The organism is Allobosea sp. 01N443, from assembly GCF_056399325.1.
Window position 1 is genome coordinate 1 of sequence record NZ_JBFTRC010000116.1, and the last position, 16,684, is coordinate 16,684.

The following is a 16,684-nucleotide window of genomic DNA, read 5'->3' on the forward strand; positions in this document are numbered from 1 at the left end:
CTTCCCCCCGCGGTCGCAGAGGCGAACGACGAGGGATCCAGGCGGGCCAACCCGGAGGCCACAACATGTCGACATTGAAGCACTGGTCGCTTGCTTTCGCCCTGCTTGCCGGCGTGGCGTCCTGGTCCGACAGCCAGCCGGCCAGAGCGCAGACGGTCATTGTCGCGGGTGTCGGCCCGGCGGCCATCGATGAGCTCAATGTCAAGKTTGCGGCAGTCGACCGGGCCAATCACACCATAATCGTGCAGCAGCGAGGCCACCGTTGGCTTGTCGAGGTGCCGGAGGTTTTCGGTGATCTCTCCAGGGTCAAGGTTGGAGACAACCTCGAAATCARGCGGATCGACGGGGCRATCGCGGCCGTCACCAGGGGCAAGAAGGGACTCAARCCCGGCATCCGKTAYTCCGAAGGCAAGTCKGAYGCGGTTTTCCAGAAYCTSCCMTCMCGGTTTGTGACCCGCACCGCGACCGTGACGGCRAARTTCAACGGCTTCGAYSCTGCCAAGAARATTGCCACGATCGACGGKCCGGATGGMCGGCGKTCGCTGCCGGTCGCGGATCCCGTCCTCGCYGCCGATCTCCAGAAGCTGAAGCGCGGCGACATGATCGAGMTCGTCTTTACCGAGGCGTTCCAGGTGACTCTCAAGTGATCGGGTGCGGGCTGGCGTTTCGCGCCTGACACGGATACCGTCGCGATAGCGTCAAGGGTCGGGTGCGGAAGCCATGTCGTCGCCCAACATTCATCCTGCTGCTTCGCACCATTTGCCGTCTTTCATCACGGCACCGGGAGAGACCGACTATCTCATGGTCGCAATGGCGGTGGTCCTCGTCGTTGCGGTCCTGACGGTTGGCATCATCTTCTTTCGTCTGCACACGTTGCCCGAGCGGATGGCGCACAAGTCCAATAAGCTCCAGTTCGAAATTGTCGCGGTCCTCGGGCTTCTGGCGCTGTTCACCCATATCCACCTGTTCTGGGTGGCCGGGCTTCTGCTGGCGTTGATCGAGTTGCCCGACTTCTCCGGCCTCTTCGGCCGCATGGCTCACGCTCTCGAGCGAATTGCAGGCTCGGCGCCCCGCCGCAGCGGCGGGGCAACAACCGAGCCACCAGACCCGCCCGATACCCGGAAGACGCCGGTCGTTCACGAGCCGGGGCACCATGCCCGGCAGAAGGAGCCGAGCCATGCTTGAGCTCATGTTCTGCTCGCTTTTGACGATCCTGCCCGACTATCTTTTTCGCCGTTACTGGCAGGGCAGGCGCATTGGCAAGGAGATCACGCTCTACTCAGTCTGGTTCGAATTGCGCTGGGGCATCACGGCCTGCGCGATGTTGACAGTCGGGCTGATCACGGTGGTCTTCTACTTTCACCCCTCGACCACGAACGCGACCCTGTTCTTCAGGGCAGTGCCGATCATGCCGGAGAACAGAGGAAAGGTCGCAGAGGTCTTTGTCGGGCTCAGCGGCAGGGTCGAAAAAGGAACCCCCATCTTCCGCCTGGACAGCCGTGAGCAGGAAGCGGCAGYCGAGACCGCCCGCCGCAAGATTGCCGAGGCCGACGCTGCCCTGGTTGTCGCCCGATCCGAGCTCGCCTCGAGTGAATCCAAGATCCAGGAGGCGAGGAGCGACCTCCAGCAGGCGCAGGACGAGTTGCGGACCAAGCAGGAATTGGTGCGACGAAACGCGAATGTCGTCGCGCAGCGTGAGATCGAGAAGCTGGAGGTCAGCGTTGCCGGGAGAGAAGCCGCTTTGAACTCGGCGACCGCAGCACATGATACTGCCCAGATACGGATCTCGACGCTGCTGCCGGCGCAGAGGGAAAGTGCTCAGGCGGCCCTGGCTTTGGCCCAGATCGACATCGAGAACACGGTGATCCGAGCCGGGTTCACCGGCCGTGTCGAACAATTTGCGCTTCGTGCTGGCGACCTCGTCAATCCGAACATGCGCGCGGGCGGCGTATTGATCCCCGAGGGGGCCGGACGATCGTCGTTGCAGGCCGGCTTCTCCCAGATCGAGGCGCAGGTCATGAAGGTCGGGATGGTTGCCGAGGCCGTCTGCATCTCGAAGCCTTGGGTCGTCATTCCGATGGTGGTGACCGCGCTGCAGGATTTTATCGCAGCCGGGCAGTTTCGCGGTGGCGAGCAGTTGATTGACGCACAACAGGTCGCCAGGCCTGGCACGATCCTGACATTTCTCGAGCCGCTCTATCCCGATGGGCTCGAGGGGGTGACGCCAGGAAGCAGCTGTATCGTCAACGCCTATTCTAGCAATCATGATCGCATCGAGGCGAAGGACACCAGCTCCGTCAAAAAGGTCCTCCTTCATGCGGTCGATGCGGTCGGGCTTGTTCATGCGATGATCCTGAGGATCCAGGCACTGGTTCTGCCCATTCAGACATTGGTTTTCACCGGACACTGATCCGGTCCGTGCGATCCTTGGTCCTCGCGCTTAATACCGTCGACACTGTGGTAGCCGTGCGGGAGGATCAGGCAAAATTCCGATAAGGTAGGGGGTGGTTTTGACCAAATCCGAGGAGTCCTCGGGGCCTGCCGCCCTCGACTACGGGGCTCCTACGATAGCCTTCGACGGCATCGGGGGCCTCCTGCACGGAAACGGCCTGTACAGCATCGTTTTGATTTCCGGCCGACCCACCGTGATGCGCAACCAGTCCGTCCCGATCGTCCCGATCGTTTCATGCCAGATTCAGAGTAACCGTGAAGGACTCCTGCAACCCAAGAAGGCAATCGACGACTTGCTCTTGGCCACTACAGAGCCTCACGGTCAGGCGCAGTGACATGGTACACTCCTGCTGATGAAAATAACGGAACACGACATCCGCGACGGGGAAAGCAGCCGTGATTACGTGCGGCGCATTCCGCTTTGGCGACTGGCAGCGCTGCTGGTGATTGGCGTTGGAGCATTTGTTGGGATCGCAACCTTCTTTGCAATGTCGTTCGTGACTTTCAGGCAGTTCTGGATGTCGCTCCCGTTCTGGGCCAACATCTTCATCTTCCTTAGCTTCTTCATTATTGTTCTTGCGGTAGTATCTGTGATCATGCTTCGCGACAGTCGGCGACGCTGAGGGCACTCATTGAAAGACATGACGCCGCCGAAGGTCGCCTAGGCACTGCTTCTGGTTGGCAACCATTCGCCCATGCAGAACGTTGCTTGCCATTTGCTGCGTTTGGTGGCGGAAAGGTCCGCGTTCGGGTCGGTACATCCCCGGCATGGGTGACTCAAGGGGCCCCGGTTGGGCCTCACACGCTCCGAGTTCGAATACCAAGTCTCATAATAACCAAAGCTGACATCCACTTCGCGAAGGCCCCGAAACTGATCAAATAGCCGAACCAGCCCTCAGATCTGTGACCCCGATGGACTGGGCATGGCATCGCCCTAGTAACACCCTCCCGAGGCTTGCGCCCCACAACGTGTACGGAAAACGCTCGCGTAGACAGACGGAAAGCTGCTCCCTTCGCCCTTTCCGGTCAATGCGTGTCATGCCGTTGGTCGCCAGTGACCACCCAGGCGCGGAGGGTGGCGGACGACCGGGCGCCTGCGGGCCTGCAACAACCGTCTCCTCGGCAGCACCGCACAGGGAGGCACGGACGTATTGGCCCTAGGGACAGGTTCTCGCTGCCATGAAGCTGCTATAACTCCAATCGTGCGATGAGCTGCACAGCGATTGATCCGGACCTGTTCGCACGAGTGATGACTTACTGGATTCGGCCGGTGGTMAACGAAATAACTCCATTGTATGACGACGATTTCTGACGACCTGCGTTAGGTATCGTGAATACTTTCGATAGCATTTCGTCGCTTGCTGTATTGTGGGGGTGAGAGCAGATGCCAACGCTCAACAAGACCGCGCACGAGCTACTGCAATCCAAGCGTTCGGAGGTCTCCGCCGTCATCAGCGTGGCACCGAACGACACAGTTCTCAGCGCCCTTACGCTGATGCGGGACAAGAATGTCGGGGCTGTCGTCGTACTCGACCGTGGTGAGCTCAAGGGCATCCTCACCGAGCGCGACTACGCTCGGGATGTCGAACTGGAGGGCAAAACAGCGGGCGCCTGCCTTGTCCACGAGATCATGACCGACCGTTCGATCGTTTTTGCGAGGCCTGGCGATTCCGTCGAGCGATGCCACGCCTTGTTGAAGACGCACCRCATTCGTCATCTGCTCGTCTGCGAGGAGCGCAAGGTCATCGGCGTCCTCTCGGTCCGCGACATTCTCGAGGAGATCATCGCGGAGGAAAAAAACGTCATTCGCGAGCTCGAGACGGACAGGCTCATGATGACGACGGATACCGGATCATACTGAGTTCGACGTTTCCGGCGTCCGGGTACTGCGCCGTGCAGGGGAAATAACAAGAGAAGTGCTGGAGTAAAGCGCATGGATTTCCTGATTACCCTTGCTGCTCTCGTCCTGCTGATGTTCGTCGCCTATCGTGGCTTCAGCGTTATCCTCTTCGCGCCGATCGCCGCGATGCTGGCCGTACTGGTGACGGATCCCGCGGCAGTGCCGCCCGTGTTCACCGGCATCTTCATGGAGAAGATGGTCGGCTTCGTGAAACTGTATTTCCCGGTCTTCCTGCTCGGCGCGGTCTTTGGCAAGCTCATCGAATTATCGGGTTTCTCCAAGTCGATCGTCTCGGCGGTCATCGGCGTCGTCGGGCGCGAGCGGGCGATGCTCTCGATCGTGCTGGTCGGCGCGGTTCTGACCTACGGCGGCGTTTCGCTCTTTGTGGTCGTCTTCGCGGTATATCCGTTCGCGGCCGAGATGTTCCGGCAAAGCGACATCCCCAAGCGCCTCATCCCCGGCACGATCGCCCTGGGTGCCTTCACCTTCACCATGGACGCGTTGCCCGGAACGCCGCAGATCCAGAACATCATCCCCACCACTTTCTTCAAGACGGATACGTGGGCCGCTCCAATTCTTGGAACGATAGGTGCGATCTTCATTCTCACGGTGGGCATGGCCTACCTGCAGTGGCGCCGGCGGGTGGCCGCGGCGGCTGGAGAGGGCTATGGCGAGGGCCATACGAACGAGCCCGAACCAATGGCTGAGGAGAAACTGGTCCACCCCGCCATCGCCCTGGCGCCGCTGGTTGTGGTCGGGGTGGCCAACAAGATCCTGACGGGCCTGATCGTCAAATACTACGGCGCCACTCACGAGGTGACGCTGGCGGGAATGGTGAAGCCTCTGATCACGCAGGTGTCGTCGGTCGCCGCGATCTGGGCCGTCCAGGGCGCGCTCCTGCTTGGCATCCTGACCGTGCTGGCCTTCGCCTTCCGAGCGGTCATGCAGCGCTTCGCCGACGGCACCAAGGCCGCGGTGGCGGGATCGCTGCTGGCCTCCATGAACACGGCGTCGGAGTACGGCTTCGGCGGCGTCATCGCAGCGTTGCCAGGGTTCGTCGTCATCGCCGACGCCCTCAAAGCGATCCCGAACCCGCTGGCCAACACGGCGATCAGCGTGTCGGTGCTCGCAGGTATCACCGGCTCGGCCTCCGGAGGCATGAGCATCGCGCTAGCGGCCATGTCGGACCAGTTTATTGCTGCCGCCAATGCCGCCAATATCCCGCTTGAAGTTCTGCATCGCGTTGCCGCGATGGCGAGCGGCGGCATGGACACGCTTCCACATAATGGTGCGGTTATCACCCTACTTTCCGTGACCGGCCTGACTCATCAGCAGTCTTACCGCGATATCTTCGCGATCACCTTAATCAAGACGCTCGCTGTGTTCGTCGTCATTGCCGTCTATTACACGACCGGACTGGTTTGATCGCTTCATCTCACAGATCCGTCGCGAGGTTCGTCGCGAACGGGCAGGGTTCCAGTACACAAACGGCGTTTAGGCGCCATCGGAGGCAAGATGTCACTTCAAGGAAAGGCGGCCGTCGTTACCGGATCCACGAGTGGAATCGGGCTTGCTCTGGCGCGCGCTTTCGCCAAGGAGGGCGCCGACATACTCATCAACGGCTTCGGAGACGCCGCCACCATCGAGAAGGAGCGCGCGGGCATCGAGACCGACTTCAAAGTGGTCTGCCGGTACTCGCCGGCGGACATGTCGAAGGGCGCGGAAGTGACCGGCATGGTGCGGATGGCCGAGCAGGAGTTCGGCCGGGTCGATATTCTTGTCAACAACGCCGGCATCCAACATGTGGCGCCGATCGAGGAGTTTCCCGACGACAAGTGGGAAGCGATCATCCGAATCAACCTACTCGCCGCTTTTTACGCGACCAAGGCGGTCGTTCCCGGCATGAAATCACGTGGTTGGGGACGTATTATCAACACAGCGTCCGCCCATGCGCTGGTCGCGTCACCCTTCAAATCCGCCTATGTCGCCGCGAAGCATGGCATTGCCGGCCTCACCAAGACAGTCGCTCTTGAGGTGGCGAAAGATCACGTCACGGTCAATGCGATCTGTCCCGGCTATGTCTGGACGCCGCTGGTCGAGAAGCAAATCCCGGACACGATGAAGGCTCGCGGTCTCACCAAGGAGCAAGTCATTGCGGATGTGCTGCTGGAGGCGCAGCCAACGAAGGAGTTCGTCACTGTGGAGCAAATTGCGGCGCTGGCGCTCTTTCTGAGTTCTGACGCCGCATCGTCGATCACTGGGACCATGTTGTCGATCGACGGCGGGTGGACCGCCCATTAGAGGCGCCCAAGAACGTCCGTGGTGATGAGGGGCAGGCTGACCCTTGAGCCTTTGTCATCGCAAACGAGCACGATACTGTGGCGCAGAACGATCGAAGTGTTCATTGTTGAATAGGGAAGAAACTCCATGAATGGCAAGACACCCTACGAAGTGCCGGCCCAAATGCGTGAACTCGCTGAACGTAACGTCGAGCAGGCTCGCAAGGCCTTCGACGGCTTCATCGGCGCTGCGCGGAAAGCGGTCGAGGCCGCCCCTGGTTCTGCCGGGTTTGCGCTTTTCGACATGCAGGATATCGGCCGCAAGGCCATCGCCTATGCAGACAACAATGTCTCTGCCGGGCTCGATCTGGCCCAGAAGCTGGTCAAGGCGAAAGACCTGGTGGAAGTCATGCAGCTCCAGTCCGATTTCCTCAAGTCTCAGATGGCCGCGTTTCAGACCCAACTCAAAGAATTGGGCGCGGCTGCGCAGGATGCGGCAGCGAAGGCTGCCGAGACGGCCAACACACTCACAAAGCCGAAGTGATCGCTTCTCATAGATCGTCGTCGTCTTCGATGCGAATGAGGAGTGCGCCCCTTGAGGCAGACAGTTTGAAGCGTGGCAATTGACCGGAGATCCGGGCTTTCGAAGGATGGAAGCCATGGCCCCGGCACCGCACCCACAGCACCTGATTTCAAGCACCATGTGGCGCAGGACTACCTGGCTAGCGAGACGCTCCATAGCCTCGCCCGCCGACACGACCTGTCGCGGAACCTGATCCGCAGCTGGGTTTAGAGCCTTGGGCTGGCGCCTTCGACGACGAGGCGTGGCTGACGATGCGATTGACGCTTATCGTCTCGCTGGCAAGCGACCTTGACCGGGGGTGGGCGCTCCGCGTGCTGGTGGGGCTCGTGCTGGCTATCCCGTGGGCTGTTGATCTTGGGGTGTCACTCACGCTTATCTCCGCAGTGGGCGGGCGACGGGGCGGCGAGCATTGCGTGGTCTCTAACTGCATAGGCCGCTTCAAAGGCGGCGCAATACTCGTCACGCAGGAGGCCCAACAGCCCCGTCACGGCCGCATCTCGCTCGGCGACCAACGCCGGGATGGCTGGCTCGGCGGCGAGGTAGGCGCGAATGGCGACTTCGGCCTGCCCTCGGTAGTGGTCGCGCACTGAGTGCCAATGCTCCTCGTAGCTCTCTGGTGAAGGCGCCTCGCAGGAAGAGTACACATTCTCACACATTGCCCGCGCGGCTATCTCCACCGCTCCGCTGTCGAGGTTCATTGCGGGGCTCCTTGATGCTGGGGGGCCGGCGCGAGACGCGTGCTTTCGGTGCGGCTTCGAGGTTGCTCGCAGTCAGCTTCTGAGCCTCCCCTGAGGGCGTGGGCGGAAAGCCAATGAGGAATGCCCAAATTAGCTCCTGCCCTATTCGAGTGTCTGGCACGGAGTCCGGCCATGCGCCTCGCTCTTCAGCGAGCGGCTTCTGAGCGCCGTTCAACTCAGCTCGCGCTTCGGCAGGCCGATTGTTCTCTGCGCCAACGATCAACGTCAATGTCTGCAACCATGACCGTGGCTATTTGCGCGGAGCTGGGCACTGGGCACCGCTTTATCCAGGCGCAGGCGGTCCCCTCAAAGCCCCGGGTCGGGTGCGGAGATCATGGCGCTCTGGACCTGCTCCGAGCCGATGGCGTGCCACCTTCACCATCGGGCTGGGCAGTCAGCGAATGGGTGGATACGGCCGCTTTTCCAGATCCCATTGACCCGTTGCGGTGGATATTGTGGACGACGGGGGTGGAGTTCCGGATGGGGCGAGCCCAAGCTGGTCGAGGCACGCTTGGGCGTAATCGGTGGTCCAGACGGGAGGCGGATTGCCCCAAAGGTCAATTGCCTTGCCGCGACGCCTCAATACAGGCTTGCAGCACGTCGGCACCAGCCTAAAGTGCTTGTTCCGCCGATATGAACGCATAAAACCGAAGAGGCGAGGGCGATGATGTCAAAGCCTGGCCAACCCGAGAAGCCTGCGACCACCGGGGCTTTTGGTCCGTTTGGCGCTGCGATGGAGTACATGGTCGACGCCGCGCAGCGCAGCCTCCTGTTCATGGATGTGATGCGCCAGAGCGGAAACCAGTATCGCGAGCATCTCGCCGAGACCGCTCCGCATGTGCTCGACTATGAGGCGGAGGTCGTTCTCGACGGCCGCAACCTCGATCATCCCGTCAATTACATTCTCGTGCGGATTATCCCGCCCGAGGGCGTTTCGGTCGATCCTATGCGCCGCCCCTTCGTGGTGGTCGATCCGCGGGCCGGGCACGGGCCGGGTATCGGCGGGTTCAAGGCCGACAGCGAGATCGGCGTCGCCTTCAAGGCCGGGCATCCCTGCTATTTCGTCGGATTCCTGCCCGAGCCCATGCCGGGCCAGACCATCGAGGACATCGCCCGCGCCGAGGGGATTTTCCTCGAGCGGGTCATCGCATTGCACCCGCAGGCCGACGGCAAGCCCTGCGTGATCGGCAACTGCCAGGCGGGCTGGGCGCTCATGATGCTTGCATCACTGCGGCCGGAGCTGTTCGGCCCCATCATCATCGCCGGTTCGCCGCTCTCCTATTGGGCGGGCGTGCGCGGACAGAACCCGATGCGCTACAGCGGCGGTCTGTTGGGCGGGAGCTGGCTGACCGCGCTCACCTCCGACCTTGGCGCCGGCAAGTTCGACGGCGCCTGGCTCGTTCAGAACTTCGAGAACCAGAACCCGGCCAATACGCTCTGGAGCAAGCGCTACAATCTCTATTCCAAGATCGACACGGAGGCGCCGCGCTATCTCGGCTTCGAGCGCTGGTGGGGCGGGCATGTCAATCTGAACGCCGCCGAAATCCAGGCGATCGTCGACGACCTTTTCGTCGGCAACAAGCTGGCGGCCGGCGAGATCCGGACCTCCGACGGAGTGGCAATCGATCTGCGCAATATCCGTTCGCCGATCGTGGTGTTCTGTTCCAAGGGCGACAACATCACGCCGCCGCAGCAGGCGCTCGGATGGATCCTGGATCTCTACGAGGACATCGACGAAATCCGCGCCTACGGCCAGACCATCGTCTACACGATCCATGAATCCGTCGGGCATCTCGGGATTTTTGTTTCCGCCGGCGTCGCCCGCAAGGAGCACGACGAGTTCTCCAGCAATATCGACATGATCGATGTGCTGCCGCCAGGGCTGTACGAGGCGGTGCTGGAAGCCAAGGAGGCGGACACGGTCAGCCCTGATCTCGTCGCGGGGCAGTGGGTGATGCGTTGTGAGGCGCGGACGCTCGACGACATTCGTGCGCTCGGCGGCAATGATGCGGAGGATGAGCGCCGCTTCGCCACTGCCGCACGAGTATCGGAGATCAACCTCGCCCTCTATCGCGCATTCGCGCAGCCGATGGTCCGCAGCATGACCTCGGCACCCGTCGCCGACGCCATGCGAAAGCTGCATCCTCTGCGGCTGCAATACGAACTCTTCTCCGATGCGAATCCTTTGATGGCGCCGGTCAAGGCTATGGCCGAACGGGCGAGCGAGGATCGGCGGCCGGTTGCCGCAGGCAATCCGTTTCTCGCGATGCAGCAAGCGGTGTCCGAGCAGATCGTCGCAGGCCTCGACGCCTGGCGGGAAACGACTGAATCTTGGAGCGAGCGCATATTCCTGTCGGTCTACGGCTCACCCGCCTTGCAGGCCGCCGTGGGCATCGATCCGACCGATGCGCGACCTCTGCGGAAGGCGCAATCAAGCCCGCTCCATCGCGAACTCCTGCAGTCCCGCATCGCCGAACTGAAATCGCGCATCCCCAGAGGCGRCTTGCGCGAGTGCCTGGTCCGCGGCCTGCTCCATGTCGGTATGGCGCGCGGCCGTGCCGACGAACGCGGCCTTGCGGCCATTCGCGGCCTGCGGGCCGAAGTCGAGGATGACAAGCCGAAACCGAGCCTGGCCGAGTTCAAGGCGCTCGTGCGCGAGCAATACTACATGCTGCTGATCGACGAGGAGGCGACGCTCAGCGCCATTCCCGATCTGCTGCCGCCCGATCACGAAGCGCGCCAGAAGGCGCTTGCGGCACTCCGGCGCGTGTTGAGCGCGGCTGGCGACATGACAGGCGAGGCAGCGCAGAGGCTCGAGCGTATCGTCGGGCTGTTCGGCGGCGGAACCGCTGGAAAGGCCGATCCTGGCAATGGAGTCCTGAGGTTCGCGAAACCTAAGACCTGAGAAGGGCACTCGATGATACCTGTCGTCAAAGCAAAGCTGCTCGAGGGCAAGAAGGGACTGATCATTGGCATCGCCAATGATCAGTCGATCGCCTGGGGTTGTGCCAGGGCGTTTCGTGCGCTGGGAGCGGAACTCGCCGTCACCTATCTCAACGAAAAGGCCAAGAAATTTGTCGAGCCGCTGGCACAAGAGATCGAAGCCCCGATCGTGATGCCGCTCGACGCGCGCACGCCGGGCGAGATGGAAGCCGTGTTCGAGCGCATCGCCAAGGATTGGGGCGAACTCGATTTCGTCGTCCATTCCATCGCGTTTGCTCCCAAGGAGGCGCTGCATGGCCGCGTGGTGGATGTCGGGCGCGAGGGCTTTCTCGCCACCATGGACATTTCCTGCTGGTCCTTTCTTCAAATGGCCCATCTGGCCGAGCCCCTGATGAAGAAGGGCGGCACGCTCTTCACGATGACCTTCTACGGCAGCCAGATGGTCGTCGAGAATTACAACATCATGGGGGTGGCCAAGGCAGCGCTGGAAAGCGCGGTGCGCTATGTCGCCGCCGAACTGGGTCCCAAAGGCATTCGCGTGCATGCCATTTCGCCGGGCCCCCTGGCGACGCGCGCTGCCTCGGGCATCCCGGAATTCGACGCACTGCTCGAGAAGGCCAGGACCAAAGCCCCGGCCCGTAACCTCGTCAGCATCGACGACGTTGGCATGGCCACCGCCTTCCTGGCGCATGATGCAGCGCGCCTCATCACCGGACAGACGCTCTATATCGACGGCGGTTACCACATTATCGATTAGGTCAAGGGGTTGGTAAAAGCAAAAAAGACTCAAGAAAGACAATGTTACTGACGTTTTTTGATTTCAAGAACGTTTATCAAGAACGATTTACAATTTGAGCTTGAAATTGAATGTGTTAGTTTCATCGAAATCGGAACATTCGACAATGAAAACTGTCTCATGCGCGGATGCGGTCAATTTGATCCCGGATGGCGCAACCCTCATGATCGGCGGATTCATGGGCGTCGGGACGCCCGAGCGCCTGATCGACGAGCTGGTGCGCCAGGGTAAGCGAAATCTCATCGTGATCGCCAACGACAACGCGGTTCCCGGACGGGGGATCGGMAAGCTCGTCGACGCCGGCCTCGTCAGCCGCACCATCGCCAGCCATATCGGCCTCAATCCGGAGACGCAGCGGCAGATGATTGCGGGTACTATGGCGGTCGATCTCGTGCCGCAGGGCACGCTCATCGAGCGCATCCGCGCCGGCGGCAGCGGGCTCGGTGGCGTACTCACTCCGACAGGCGTCGGGACCCTCGTCGAGGAAGGCAAGCAGCGGATCGACCTCAACGGCAAGAGCTACCTCGTCGAGACTGCCCTCCGGGCGGATTTCGCGCTCATCAATGCCTTTCTCGCCGACTATCTCGGCAATCTTTCCTACGCGCTCACGGCGCGAAACTTCAATCCGGTGATGGCGATGGCAGCCGATACCACCATCGTCACGGCCGAGAATATCGTGCCGGTAGGATTGATATCGCCCGACCACGTCGTGACGCCCGCGCCGCTGGTCGACTATCTCGTCACCAACGCCTGACGGATCAGGACGATGGATGCACAATCGATCATCGCCAAGCGCATCGCAGGCGAGTTGCGAGCAGGGATGCTGGTCAATCTCGGCATTGGCATCCCCACCATGGTGGCGAACTTCGTGCCGACGGGCATCACGGTGTTCTTTCAGTCGGAGAATGGCCTGATCGGAACCGGCCCGATCCCCGAGGAGGGGATGGCGCATCCCACGCTGACGGATGCCGGCGGACGCCCGGTGACCGCATTGCCTGGCGCCAGTACGTTCGACAGCGCGATGTCATTCGCCTTCATTCGCGGCGGCCATGTCGACATGACGGTGCTCGGTGCGCTGCAGGTCGATGCGCATGGCTTGCTGGCGAATTGGATGATCCCCGGCAAAATGGTGCCGGGGATGGGTGGTGCGATGGACCTCGTCACCGGTGCAAAGCGCGTGATCGTGGCGATGCAGCATACCGCCAAGGGCAAGCCCAAGATCGTCAACCGATGCACGCTGCCCCTGACCTCGGTGAGGCCGGTGGACCTTGTCGTCAGTGAAATGGCAGTCATCGGATTTCCCGACGGACAGGCGACCCTGCTTGAACTCGGCCCTGGCGTGTCGGTGGAGCAAGTCATTGCGGCGACCGAGGCGAAGCTCGCCATTCCGGACAATGTCGAGGAGATGCGGCTGTAGCCGTGCCGACGGCAGGCGGTAGAACAGCGAGAGGGGGGAGGTGCAGCGTATCCTTGGGATGCAGGCTCCTTATGCGGCCTGCTTCGCGATGTCCATTGCGCATCGAGTTGACACCAGAACAACACGGGGGATCTGCGGCATGTCACAGGCGAGCTTGGCTAAGTCGGATGCAGCATCCAGCGGTCCAAACCAAAAGGACGGGTTGCTGGTTCGGATCGCGATCTCGTTCACGACCTGGGCGGAGCGCTGGTTCCCCGATGCCTTCGTTTTTGTAGCGATCGCGGTTGTGATTGTCTCTCTGGCGGCGATGCTGAATGGTGCCTCGCCGCTTGCCGTCAGCCGGGCTTTTGGCGACGGATTTTGGAGCCTGATCACATTCACGATGCAGATGGCATTCGTCGCCATCGGCGGTTATGTCGTCGCGGTCTCCGCTCCGGCTCAACGGCTCATCCGCCGCCTCGCGGCCATACCCAGTTCCGGCTCGGGCGCCGTCGGTGTTGTCGCGGCGGTAAGCATGCTTGCATCGCTACTCAACTGGGGCCTGAGCCTGATCTTCGGCGGCCTTCTCGTGCGCGCACTCGCGGAACGCCGCGAGCTGAAAATGGATTATCGCGCCGCTGCTGCGGCGGCCTATCTCGGTCTGGGTGCAACCTGGGCAATGGGCCTTTCCTCGTCAGCAGCGCAACTTCAGGCCAATGCGGGAAGTCTGCCCAAATCCCTGTTGCCGATAACGGGCGTGATCCCGTTCTCCGAAACCATCTTCCTGTGGCAGTCGGTGGTCGTCTCTGTCGTCCTGCTGTCGGTCTCGGTGGTGATCGCCGTTTGGTCGGCCCCCGGGCCAGACAAAGCCGTCACGGCGGAAGCGATGAACATCAATGTCGAACGGGACGTCACGGACGACCTGCCGCCACCACGGCAGCCGGGAGAATGGCTGGAACATTCGCCATTGCTGACGATCCTGATCGTTCTGCTGGCGGCTGGCTGGCTGGCTCATGAATTCGCGACCAAAGACACGATGATCGCGATTTCGAGCCTCAATACCTATAATTTCCTCTTCATCATGCTCGGCATGCTGCTGCATTGGCGGCCGAAGCGCTTCCTCAATGCGGTCGTCAAATCCGTGCCGGCGACGTCTGGGGTACTCATCCAGTTTCCGTTCTACGGCTCGATTGCAGCGATCCTCACGATGGCGAAGAACGATGCCGGGCTGACCGTTTCCGACCAGATCGCCCATGCCTTTGTCGCCATGTCGACCCAGCACCTCTATCCACTGGTGATCGGTGTCTATTCCGCGGTGCTTGGCTTTTTCATCCCGTCCGGTGGCGGCAAGTGGCTGCTCGAAGCCCCCTATGTCATGCAGGCCGCCAACGACCTCAAGGTGCATCTGGGCTGGGCGGTCCAAGTCTACAACGCCGCGGAGGCGCTGCCGAACCTTATCAATCCCTTCTGGATGCTGCCCTTGCTCGGCGTACTCGGCCTCAAGGCGCGCGACATTGTCGGCTTCACATTCCTGCAGTTGCTCGTCCATCTGCCGCTGGTGCTGTTCTTGCTCTGGGCCCTAGCCTACACCCTAGAATATCACCCGCCGGTGATCCCATGAGAAGGGAAGCCCCCCAGCCGGAGCCTCAAATAGCCGCTGGGCAAATCGGCGTTTGCTTGATTCACTTGATCACGCAATTACGATCTGGATTTTTGCGCCGCTTCGCCTGGCCGACGACGGAATTCGTGCTTGCATAACCCAGAAAGCCCCGTCGGCGGCTCCGCCTCCGATCGACGGTTAAATAACCGTTCGGATCGTAGGCCTTCGGCGTGGGCCGCCTTGCGGCTTCGACGCGGGCCGCGCATGAGACGCCATTCACCGTTGAACCACTCGCTGACTGTGCTCCTTTGGGAGACTAGGGAGGGTTTCATGCTTCGCTACGCCGTCGCTGTCGCGTCGATCTCACTCACCAGTTGCCAGGCCGTGAGCACCGCTCCTCCCAGGATGCAGCGCGTCGATGGCCGGGCAATCATTGGAAATGCGACGCTGGAGGCGCTGGTGAACAAGGATGCAGCCGCCTGCATTCGTAAAGCCAACAAGGCGCCCCTGCCGGCCAACACGATACGGGCCAATGGTGCGGTGGGGGGCGACGCAGCCGACCAGATTACCGCCCGCCGGAGCGAGGCCGTTAAGTCGATCTATCTCGGCTGCATGGCCGAGCGCGGCTACGTCACTCCGCCGGCCTAGTGGGCGCAGGCCATCTGGCACGCACGGGATGATGCATGGCCAGACGAAGTCGGAGCAGACCACGGTCTACATGCATCGCTGATCCGCGATCCAATGGCCATCAATCGATCGCCCTGATGATCCGCTTCGCTGCCGCTGGCGCCGGCCACACTCTGCCGCTTGGTGGATATTGCCGCAGTACACGGCGTGAACCGAGCGATGATGGTTCGTGGATTTGAGGCGGGGGACAGATACGGCGGCACGATTGCCTGTCGGTGCGCGGCGTAGCAACGTTGTACGCTGCGCCTTCACTGCCATCCGAAAGCCCAAGGATGTCCCTCGACCGATCATCGCCGGATCGCCGCGCCCTTACCCGGCCTTTCGAGCCGTGATGGCCACGTGAAGATGAAAATCTCGCTTCAACGCGGCGATTTTCCTCTTTTCGTCGATGCCCGAAAGGAACTGATCCGCTTCGGCAAGATCGATCCGGACCAGCTCGAATTTCCGTCCAGCGAGTCTCGCGTCGACTGAAATCCGGACGGCCTAGTCGGTGTCATCGCCATAGATACGAATGTAGCGCCCATCGACCTCGACGCCGACAAAGGGCTCGTCAAAGGCGAGGCACAGGCGCTGGGCAAGAGCGACGATCGCGTCGCCGCTATCTGTCCGGATCCTGCCGATAAGCATCGATCTGCGCCGGTGCTCATGAATGCCTTCGGCTGTCTGCACAGTGGCAGACGGGAACGTTCGGGCGATCATTTCACAGAGCAGGTCGATGTCTGCTTCTCCCAGGGTGCGGCACTTGGTGTTCGGCACATAGACGAGGTACACAGCCTGGCCGATGGCAGCCTCGAGCTCGTTCCTTGCTGACGCACCATCATCCAGATCGCCGAGCCCTTCGGCTCTGATTGTCTGCTCCACTGCTTTTGCGGTGTCGTCGAAGATGCGTTCGATCTCAGCGTTCGAACCGCGTCCGGCATCCACGAGATTGCGGCAGGCGTTCAGGTATCCAAGCCTGCGATCGTTCGACCAGCCGGCCGGCGGCGAGAYGGCGATGGCGCGCAGGTTCGAGATGATGTCCGCGAACTTGACCAGCCTTGCCTCGCGCGATTTCTTGCCAATGCCTTCGAGCCGAGCGCGGCGCCGCTCCGACTTGGGCAAGGTCATGTCATCGGAATTCTCTTGGACGATATGTGCGGCACGGTCCCCGAACGCTGCAGCCAACTCGTCATGGCCAGTCTGGGTGTCCTCCAGCACATCATGGAGCACCGCCGCGATAAGAACGTCCATATCGCTGCTTTCGACCGACGCGACGAGATCGACCACTTCGATCAGGTGGTTGATATAGGGCTCCTGGCTCGCCCCCTTGCGA

Annotated in this window: 16 protein-coding genes; 14 read left to right on the forward strand and 2 right to left on the reverse strand. The window is 61.5% G+C overall.

The window, feature by feature from the left end; all coding sequences use genetic code 11:
- Positions 1-720 precede the first annotated feature (720 nt).
- The 7 genes from AC1DRP_RS23950 (at position 721) to AC1DRP_RS23980 (ending at position 7,174) form a co-directional block, all read left to right on the forward strand.
- Positions 721-1,185 carry a hypothetical protein gene (locus tag AC1DRP_RS23950; RefSeq protein WP_441508825.1) on the forward strand — a complete coding sequence of 155 codons (465 nt, stop codon included), beginning with the start codon at positions 721-723 and terminating at the stop codon, positions 1,183-1,185.
- Positions 1,178-2,410, forward strand: coding sequence for an HlyD family secretion protein (locus AC1DRP_RS23955; protein ID WP_476769739.1), 1,233 nt, complete (start codon positions 1,178-1,180; stop codon positions 2,408-2,410). The genes AC1DRP_RS23950 and AC1DRP_RS23955 overlap by 8 nt, the downstream gene beginning before the upstream one ends.
- A 394-nt stretch (positions 2,411-2,804) precedes the next feature.
- Complete coding sequence (locus AC1DRP_RS23960; RefSeq protein ID WP_441508827.1) at positions 2,805-3,074, forward strand: hypothetical protein; 270 nt, start codon at positions 2,805-2,807, stop codon at positions 3,072-3,074.
- Positions 3,075-3,835: 761 nt separating this feature from the next.
- The gene (locus AC1DRP_RS23965) at positions 3,836-4,312 is read left to right on the forward strand and encodes a CBS domain-containing protein (protein WP_476769740.1); all 477 of its coding nucleotides are present in this window, start codon (positions 3,836-3,838) and stop codon (positions 4,310-4,312) included.
- Between the two features lie 72 nt (positions 4,313-4,384).
- On the forward strand, positions 4,385-5,776 hold the full coding sequence (locus AC1DRP_RS23970) for a GntP family permease (protein ID WP_441508829.1): 1,392 nt from the start codon (positions 4,385-4,387) through the stop codon (positions 5,774-5,776).
- 90 nt (positions 5,777-5,866) lie between these two features.
- Positions 5,867-6,652, forward strand: a complete 786-nt coding sequence (locus tag AC1DRP_RS23975; protein WP_441508830.1) for a 3-hydroxybutyrate dehydrogenase — start codon at positions 5,867-5,869, stop codon at positions 6,650-6,652.
- A gap of 126 nt (positions 6,653-6,778) precedes the next feature.
- Positions 6,779-7,174, forward strand: a complete 396-nt coding sequence (locus tag AC1DRP_RS23980; RefSeq protein WP_441508831.1) for a phasin — start codon at positions 6,779-6,781, stop codon at positions 7,172-7,174.
- 401 nt (positions 7,175-7,575) lie between these two features.
- Here AC1DRP_RS23980 and AC1DRP_RS23985 read toward each other — a convergent pair whose 3' ends face one another.
- The gene (locus AC1DRP_RS23985) at positions 7,576-7,911 is read right to left on the reverse strand and encodes a hypothetical protein (RefSeq protein WP_441508832.1); all 336 of its coding nucleotides are present in this window, start codon (positions 7,909-7,911) and stop codon (positions 7,576-7,578) included.
- 703 nt (positions 7,912-8,614) lie between these two features.
- Between AC1DRP_RS23985 and AC1DRP_RS23990 the strand changes: the two genes are divergently transcribed.
- The 7 genes from AC1DRP_RS23990 (at position 8,615) to AC1DRP_RS24020 (ending at position 15,843) form a co-directional block, all read left to right on the forward strand.
- On the forward strand, positions 8,615-10,855 hold the full coding sequence (locus AC1DRP_RS23990; RefSeq protein WP_476769741.1) for a DUF3141 domain-containing protein: 2,241 nt from the start codon (positions 8,615-8,617) through the stop codon (positions 10,853-10,855).
- A 12-nt stretch (positions 10,856-10,867) separates the two neighbouring features.
- Complete coding sequence (fabI, locus tag AC1DRP_RS23995) at positions 10,868-11,650, forward strand: enoyl-ACP reductase FabI (RefSeq protein WP_441508834.1); 783 nt, start codon at positions 10,868-10,870, stop codon at positions 11,648-11,650.
- Between the two features lie 145 nt (positions 11,651-11,795).
- A complete protein-coding gene (locus AC1DRP_RS24000) occupies positions 11,796-12,443 on the forward strand; it encodes a CoA transferase subunit A (protein WP_441508835.1) in 648 nt (215 codons plus the stop codon).
- 12 nt (positions 12,444-12,455) lie between these two features.
- The gene (locus AC1DRP_RS24005; RefSeq protein WP_441508836.1) at positions 12,456-13,106 is read left to right on the forward strand and encodes a 3-oxoacid CoA-transferase subunit B; all 651 of its coding nucleotides are present in this window, start codon (positions 12,456-12,458) and stop codon (positions 13,104-13,106) included.
- Positions 13,107-13,245: 139 nt separating this feature from the next.
- A complete protein-coding gene (locus tag AC1DRP_RS24010; protein ID WP_441508842.1) occupies positions 13,246-14,706 on the forward strand; it encodes a short-chain fatty acid transporter in 1,461 nt (486 codons plus the stop codon).
- A gap of 309 nt (positions 14,707-15,015) precedes the next feature.
- Positions 15,016-15,333, forward strand: a complete 318-nt coding sequence (locus tag AC1DRP_RS24015) for a hypothetical protein (RefSeq protein WP_441508837.1) — start codon at positions 15,016-15,018, stop codon at positions 15,331-15,333.
- A 378-nt stretch (positions 15,334-15,711) separates the two neighbouring features.
- Positions 15,712-15,843, forward strand: coding sequence for a hypothetical protein (locus tag AC1DRP_RS24020; RefSeq protein WP_441508838.1), 132 nt, complete (start codon positions 15,712-15,714; stop codon positions 15,841-15,843).
- Positions 15,844-15,855: 12 nt separating this feature from the next.
- On the opposite strand, the gene AC1DRP_RS24025 is transcribed toward AC1DRP_RS24020, so the two are convergent.
- On the reverse strand, positions 15,856-16,684 hold an 829-nt coding region (locus AC1DRP_RS24025), incomplete at its 5' end, for an HD domain-containing protein (RefSeq protein WP_476769742.1).

Bases quoted from the DNA above. Each gene is read 5' to 3' on its own strand.
- AC1DRP_RS23970 (WP_441508829.1), top strand. From the start codon at position 4,385: ATGGATTTCCTGATTACCCTTGCTGCTCTCGTCCTGCTGATGTTCGTC.
- AC1DRP_RS24010 (WP_441508842.1), top strand. From the start codon at position 13,246: ATGTCACAGGCGAGCTTGGCTAAGTCGGATGCAGCATCCAGCGGTCCA.
- AC1DRP_RS23980 (WP_441508831.1), top strand. From the start codon at position 6,779: ATGAATGGCAAGACACCCTACGAAGTGCCGGCCCAAATGCGTGAACTC.
- AC1DRP_RS23950 (WP_441508825.1), top strand. From the start codon at position 721: ATGTCGTCGCCCAACATTCATCCTGCTGCTTCGCACCATTTGCCGTCT.
- AC1DRP_RS24015 (WP_441508837.1), top strand. From the start codon at position 15,016: ATGCTTCGCTACGCCGTCGCTGTCGCGTCGATCTCACTCACCAGTTGC.
- AC1DRP_RS23960 (WP_441508827.1), top strand. From the start codon at position 2,805: ATGAAAATAACGGAACACGACATCCGCGACGGGGAAAGCAGCCGTGAT.
- AC1DRP_RS23975 (WP_441508830.1), top strand. From the start codon at position 5,867: ATGTCACTTCAAGGAAAGGCGGCCGTCGTTACCGGATCCACGAGTGGA.
- AC1DRP_RS23985 (WP_441508832.1), bottom strand. From the start codon at position 7,911: ATGAACCTCGACAGCGGAGCGGTGGAGATAGCCGCGCGGGCAATGTGT.
- AC1DRP_RS24005 (WP_441508836.1), top strand. From the start codon at position 12,456: ATGGATGCACAATCGATCATCGCCAAGCGCATCGCAGGCGAGTTGCGA.
- fabI (WP_441508834.1), top strand. From the start codon at position 10,868: ATGATACCTGTCGTCAAAGCAAAGCTGCTCGAGGGCAAGAAGGGACTG.